The 6,843-nt window shown below is 66.5% G+C and carries 4 protein-coding genes; 2 read left to right on the top strand and 2 right to left on the bottom strand.

Annotation, left to right across the window (positions count from 1 at the left end; translation table 11 throughout):
- The coding region (locus tag VMW12_11205; protein HUZ50282.1) for a hypothetical protein at nt 1–761 on the top strand (761 nt) is incomplete at its 5' end.
- Here the strand turns inward: VMW12_11205 and VMW12_11200 are convergent.
- Together VMW12_11200 and VMW12_11195 are read right to left on the bottom strand one after the other, a co-directional pair.
- Nucleotides 675–2,279, bottom strand: coding sequence for a hydantoinase B/oxoprolinase family protein (locus VMW12_11200; GenBank protein HUZ50281.1), 1,605 nt, complete (start codon nt 2,277–2,279; stop codon nt 675–677). The genes VMW12_11205 and VMW12_11200 overlap by 87 nt on opposite strands.
- Nucleotides 2,276–4,339: a hydantoinase/oxoprolinase family protein gene (locus VMW12_11195; GenBank protein ID HUZ50280.1), complete on the bottom strand. Its 2,064-nt coding sequence runs from the start codon at nt 4,337–4,339 to the stop codon at nt 2,276–2,278. Before VMW12_11195 ends, VMW12_11200 begins: the two co-directional genes overlap by 4 nt.
- A 72-nt stretch (nt 4,340–4,411) precedes the next feature.
- Here VMW12_11195 and VMW12_11190 point away from each other — a divergent pair.
- Nucleotides 4,412–6,843: hypothetical protein (locus VMW12_11190; GenBank protein ID HUZ50279.1), on the top strand; the 2,432-nt coding region annotated here is incomplete at its 3' end.

The following is a 6,843-nucleotide window of genomic DNA, read 5'->3' as shown; positions in this document are numbered from 1 at the left end:
TTCGCGCGGCGAATGCAATGACGCACGCGCATACGCTGCCCGTCGTGAACGCGCCGGCACGCGTGGCGCGCACCGCCCGCGTCGACGTGAGCGAACGGTGCGCGCGGATACCCGGCGTCGTGGCGCCGCGCACGCGGCTGATCGCACGCGAGCGATTTGCAGCGGAGTGCGAATTACCGACGCTCGTGCGGTCGCCCGGATTCCACACCGGCGAGCATTTCGAGCGCATCGAGAGCGCGGAGGGGATCGCGGCCGCGATCGCCGCCCTCCCCGGTGAAAACCTGCTGGCGATCGAACCGCTCGACGCGCGCGGCGTGGATGGGCGCGTGCGAAAGTATCGCGTTATCGCGATCGACGGCGAACTCTATCCCGTGCACTTGGCGGTCGCATCGCATTGGAAAGTGCACTATTTCACGGCCGACCTCATGCACGAGGCGATCTATCGAGAAGAAGAGCGAGCCTTCCTGAACGACATGGCCGGCACGCTGGGCCTCGCGGCCGTTGCCGCCTTGCGCGAGATCGCGAGCGCGTTGGGTCTCGAGTATGCGGGCATCGATTTTGCGCTGGACCCGCGGGGACGCATCTTACTCTTTGAGGCGAATGCGACGATGAAGATCGTTCCGCCGGATGCCGGCCCGGAACGCGCCTATCGGAGCGCGCCGGTAAAACGCGCCTTAGCCGCCGCTCGCGCCATGGTTCTGCGGCGGGCCGTAGCCGCCGCCGCCGGGCGTGCGCACGACGATCCGATCGCCGGGCAGTAGCGCGAAGCTCGTCTTCGCGGGTACGCTACTCCGTTCGCCGCCGGCGCGTTCGCGCTCGTGTGCGCCACAGGCACCGGCGCCGCCGCCCAACGCACCCGGCGGAGCGACGGTGTGGCGTTCGGCCAGGAGCGTCGCGCGCGCGCGTCCTTCGGTAAGTTCCAGCGCGCGAACGAGGCCGTTACCGCCCCGATAGCGCCCGTTACCGCCGGTTCCCTCAACGATTTCGTAGCGCGTTACGCGCAGCGGAAAGTCGCGCTCGATGGCCTCGATCGGCGTGTTGAGCGTGTTCGTCATATGGCATTGGATGGCGTCGATGCCGTCGGCGTCGGGGCGCGCGCCCATGCCGCACCCGTTGGTCTCGTAGAACGACCACGCGCTGCCGTCCGCGCGCGTGCCGCCCAGCATGACGTTGCTCATCGTCCCGCCGCTGCACGCCGGGACGCGCTCCGGCGCGGCCAGGGCGAGCGCTTGCAGCACGACGTCGGCGTTGCGCGTACTCGTCTCGACGTTTCCTCCGGCCACCGGCGCCGGGCGACGCGGGTTGAGTAACGAGCCGATGGGAACGCTCACGCGCACCGGCCGAAAACAGCCTTCGTTCATGGGAATGGCCGGATCGGTTACGGCGCGTAGCGCGTAGTAGATGCCCGAGAGCGTCACGCCGTACACGGCATTGAGCGGAAACGGCAACTCCGGCGAGGTGCCGGTGTAATCGAAGTGCGCCTCACCGTCCCGCAGCGTCATTTCGAGCGCGATGTGAATGCTTGGGAACCCTTCCCGATCCTCCATCACGTCGCTGCTGCGATACGTGCCGTTTCCCAATCCGCGCAGCGCCGCGCGCATGCGCCGTTCGCTATTATCGAGCGCGTGTGCGACGGCGCGCTCGACGACGGGCTCGCCGTAGCGTTCGTAGAGTTCCAAGACGCGCCGTTCGCCGATCGCATTGCCGGCGATCTGCGCCCGCAAATCGCCGGTTCGAGCCTGAGGCGTTCGCGAGTTTGCGCGGAAAATCTCCATCGTGTGCTCGATCGGGCGATCGTCGCGCACCAAACGCATCGGCGGTACGATCAGCCCCTCGGCGAAAAGATCCGGCGCATCCGCCGACATGGAGCCCGGAACCATGCCGCCAACGTCGGTGTGATGGGCTTTATTCGCGGCGTATCCGATCAGCGCACCCTCGCGCACGATCGGCCGAATCACGGTGACGTCGTTGAGGTGCGTGCCCGAGAGGTAGGGATCGTTGACGACCCACATATCGCCGCACTCCATGCGTTCGCCGCTCCGTTCGATCTGCGCGAGCGTCGCGCGCAGCCCCCACGGGAGCGAGCCTAAATGCACGGGAATGTGCTCGGCTTGCGCGATGAGGCGGCCGTGACGGTCGAAGAGCGCGCACGAATGGTCCAAGCGCTCTTTGATGTTCGGCGAGTAGGCGCTATTGCGCACGGCAATGCCCATCTCTTCGCTCGCGTACACCAGCGCGCTCGCGATGATTTGCGTCGTAATCGGATCGTCGGCGTTCATCGTCGCTCCAAGAGGAGTGCGTCCCCGTCGCTGCGCAGATGCCAGCCGCCGGGGACGTAGGTGCAACTATCGTCCTGCTCGACCAGGACGGGGCCATCGAGCGCGGTGCCGAGCCCGAGCGCCGAGCGCTGATACACGGGAATGGATTCGTAGCCGCTGCCGGTCCATGCCGAACGCATCGTCGCTGCAGCGGTCGCTTCGCTCGGGAGCGGCGGTCGCGTTGCCGCGCCGGGCGGGAGCATCGTCGCCGTTGCGCGGAGCCGAAGCGTTACCACCTCGATCGACTCCTCGGAGACGCTGTAGCCGTACCGGCGATCGTGGGCGGCGTGAAAATCGGAAGCGATTGCGGATACCGACGATGCGGCGGCGATCTCGAGTTCGAAGCTCTGCCCGCGATAGCGCGCGTCGTACGTTCGCGAGAAGGCGATGCGGTGCGGATCGGCACCCTGTTCGAGCAGGCTCGCGTGAGCGGCGCGTTCCATCGCGATAAATCGTGCCTCAAGGCCGGAGGCTTCGATGCCCTCCAGCGTGAGCAGGAGCGGTTCGACCGCGCTGACGCGCAGGTCCGCAACCAGCAACCCATCCGCGCAAAAAACGCCGGGCCGCGACGGAATGACGATGTGGGTGATGCCGAGTTCTTCGGCGACGGCGCAGGCGTGCAAAGGGCCATTGCCGCCGAAAGCGACGAGCGTGAAATCGCGCGGATCCAAGCCGCGTTCGACCGTGACGATGCGCAACACTTTGGCCATGTCGGCATCGACGAGTCGCACGATGCCGTAGGCGCACGCATCCGGCGTGAGGCCTGCGCGCTCCGCCAGCATGGCGACGGCGCGTCGCGAACGCGCGGCGTCGATAGGAAAGGTTCCGCCCGCGAGATGGGTCTGCGGCAGCCGGCCGAGCACGAGGTTCGCATCCGTGACCGTCGCGCGCTCGCTCTTGCCGTAACATGCGGGGCCCGGGTCGGCGCCCGCCGATAGCGGGCCGACGCGCAGGCTCCCGGCATCGTCGATCCAGGCGATCGTGCCGCCGCCGGCGCTGACTTCCGCGAGATCGACAAACGGGAAACGAACGGGATAACCGCTCCCCTTCACCGCTCGCCCGCTGTGCGTTCGTCCGGCGGCTTCAAATTCGTTGGCGAGGATTACGCCCCCGTCGATCGCCGTGCCGGCTTTGGCCGTGGTGCCGCCCATGTCGAACGAGAGGACGCGATCGATGCCGCGGGTACGGCCGAGGTGCGCGGCGGCGATGACGCCGCTCGCGGGCCCGCTCTCGATCATCCGTAACGGATGCGCAGCGAGATGCGAGGCTGCCGCCATGCCCCCGTTACTCTGCATCACGAACAGCGGGGCATCGATCTCGCGCGCCTGTAGCGCGAGCGAGAGGCGCGAGAGATAGGCTTGCACGATGGGCAGCAGCGCCGCGTTGACCAGGGTCGTCGAGAAGCGTTCGTATTCGCGATACTCGGGGTCCGCAACCGACGAGCAGGTGACCGGCAGTTCCGGAAACGCCGCCGCGACGGCGTTCGCCAAGCGCCGCTCGTGCTCGTCGTTCGCATACGCGTGGAGCAGACCGATCGCTACGGCGGCGACGTCGCGATCGCGCAGGAGCGCGATCGCCCGCGCGATCTCCGCATCGTCGAGCGGCTCGATGGCTTGGCCGTCGTATCCCATCCGCTCGCGGATGCCGATGCGATCCTCGCGAGCGACCAGCGGCGTCGGGCGCTGGACCGAGAGGTTATAGACTTCGCTGCGGTTCTGCCGGCCGATCTCTATGACGTCGCGGAAGCCCGCGGTCGTGAGAAACGCGATGCGCGGAAGCTCGAGATACATTTGGCCGAGCAACGCGTTGGTCGCGATCGTCGTAGCGTGCGCGAGGTACTCGATCCGCGGCCGCGTATCGAAGCGCGCAAACAGCGCATCGAGCGCATCGAGTACGCCGCGCTCGGGCGCGCGCGGCGTACTCGGAACCTTGATCGCATCGCTGCGGCCGGTGTCGATATCCAGCGCGACCAGATCCGTAAACGTTCCACCGACATCGATGCCGACGCGTAGCGTTGCCATTGGGCTGCGCTTCGCGTCAGCTACAGGCGTATCCGGCTTGCGGGGCGGAATACCCGGGGGTCGGAGGTATACATGCGTCGTTTCGCCTTTTTGGGGATCGTCTTGATCGCTGCCGCTTGCTCTGCGCCCGGGCCGCAGACGCATCCGGTCGCGCGCGAGCGCGTGGCGCGCGTGTCGGCGCGGGATCTGGGCGTTCTGCATTGGCGTTGGATCGGGCCCGCGGTGATGGGCGGCCGGCTCGATACGGTCGCCGGCGTCGCGGGAGACCCGCGCATTATCTACCTCGGTCATGCATCGGGCGGTCTCTACCGTTCGACCGACGGCGGCATGACGTTCGATGCGATCTTTCACGCCGGGACGTCGAGCAGTATCGGCGCGCTGGCGGTGGCGCCGTCCGATCCGCGGGTCGTCTACGCCGGTACCGGGGAGGGTTTTCCGCGCAATACGGCCTCGCCCGGCGACGGCGTGTTCGTTTCGCGCGACGCCGGAAAAACGTGGCGTGCAGCCGGCTTGACCCGCAGCGAACACATCGCAAAGATCGCCGTCGATCCGTCCGATCCGCGCGTGGCCATCGTCGCGGCGATGGGACCCGAGTGGACGCCGGGCGGAGAGCGTGGCCTCTATCGGACGAGCGACGGAGGGGCGCATTGGACGCGCGTGCTCTACGTCAATCCGACCACGGGCGGCAGCGACGTTACCTTCGATCCGGCGGATCCCAGCATCGTCTATGCGGGCACGTTCGATTATCTGCGACGGCCGTGGACGTTCCGCGGGGGCGGCGTGGGAAGCGGCCTCTACCGCTCGACGGACGGCGGCCGAACGTGGACGAAACTCACCGATCCCGCTCTCCACAACGGTCTGCCCGGCGGTACGATCAACCGCGTCGGCGTCAGCATCAGCTTTCACCATCCGAACGTGATCTACGCGCTCGTTCCGACCAAGCATGGCGTCCTCTATCGCTCGAACGACGGCGGCGCGCACTGGAAGCTCGTGAACGCGAGCGGCAACCTGAATTTCCGGCCGTTCTATTTCTCGCAGGTGCGCGCGGATCCGAATGACCCGCGGCGCGTCTACGTCGTTTCGGGCGAGCTCAAGGTCTCGAATAACGGCGGCAAAACGTTCAAGAGCATCGACGCTGGCGGCGACAATCACGATCTCTGGATCGATCCGACGCAGAGCGGCCGCCTTCTGCTGGGCAGCGACATGGGATTCGATCTCTCGGTCGACGCTGCGAAGACCTGGAGCTACATCAACACGATGCCGTTCGCGCAAATCTATCGCGTCGGTTACGACCGTGCGCTGCCGTATCACGTGATGGGCGGGATGCAGGATCACGAGGTATGGTGGGGGCCGAGCAGTCTGTGGAATCAAGCCGGCGTAAGCGGCGGCGACTGGCGGAATATCTCGGATTGGGGCGACGGGCAGTACGCCATGGCCGACCCGCGCGATGCGAACGTCATTTACGAAGATACGCATTTCGGCGATTTGGTGCGGCGCAATCTTGCAACCGGCAGCGCGCGATACATCTCGCCCCAACCGGCGATCACCTTCGGCACCGGGGTGGGCAGTTTCCGTTACCGCTTCAACTGGAGCGCGCCGCTCCTCATCTCGCACCACGATCCCAACGTGGTGTATTTTGGCGCGAACGTGCTGTTTAAAACCACGGACGAAGGGCAGACGTGGACCGCGATCAGCCCCGACTTGAGCCAACCTTGCCCCAAGCGGCTGCTCGGCCCTAGCGGCGGCCCGCTCGGGCACGACAACACGAATTCCGAATCGTACTGCACGATCTATGCGATCTCGCAAGATGCGCGCGACGCGCAGACGCTGTGGGCCGGAACCGACAACGGAAATCTCGATATCACGCGAGACGGGGGAGCGCACTGGACCAACGTGATTGCCAACGTGCCGGGCCTGCCGAAGCATGCGTGGGTATCGTGCCTCCACGCGTCGCCGACGCAAGCCGGCGTCGCCTACGCGTGCTTCGACCGGCATCGTTTCGGCGACCAGCGCCCGTACGCATACGTTACCAGCGACTACGGCAAGCATTGGACGTCGATTGCTTCCGGTCTCTCCGGATACGTCGACGTCGTGCGTGAAGACCCGCGGCAACCGAGGCTGCTCTTTGCCGGTACCGAACGCGGCGTTTTCGCCTCGTTCGACGCGGGCGCGCATTGGTTGGATCTGCGGTTGGGGATGGATCACGTCCCCGTGTACGATCTGGCGATTCAACCGGATGCGAACGATCTGATTCTTGGGACGCACGGGCGAGGTTTTTACATTCTCGACGACATCACGCCGCTGGAGGGGCTGGCGCACGCCGCCGCGCAGGGCGTCCAACTCTTCACGCCGATGCCGGCGTATCGATACGTACCGCGCCCCGATGGGGGAACGGGCCGCGGCGCCTTCGTCGCGGATAACAAACCCTACGGCGCGATTATTTCATACTATCTGGCTCCGCGAACGGCGGCCAAGCCGTCCGCTCCGCAGCACGCGCGCACCCG

The organism is Candidatus Dormiibacterota bacterium, from assembly GCA_035532835.1.
Taxonomy (GTDB): domain Bacteria; phylum Vulcanimicrobiota; class Vulcanimicrobiia; order Vulcanimicrobiales; family Vulcanimicrobiaceae; genus DAHUXY01.
The sequence above is the reverse complement of the archived record's forward strand: the minus strand, read 5'-3'. Positions and strand labels throughout refer to the sequence as shown.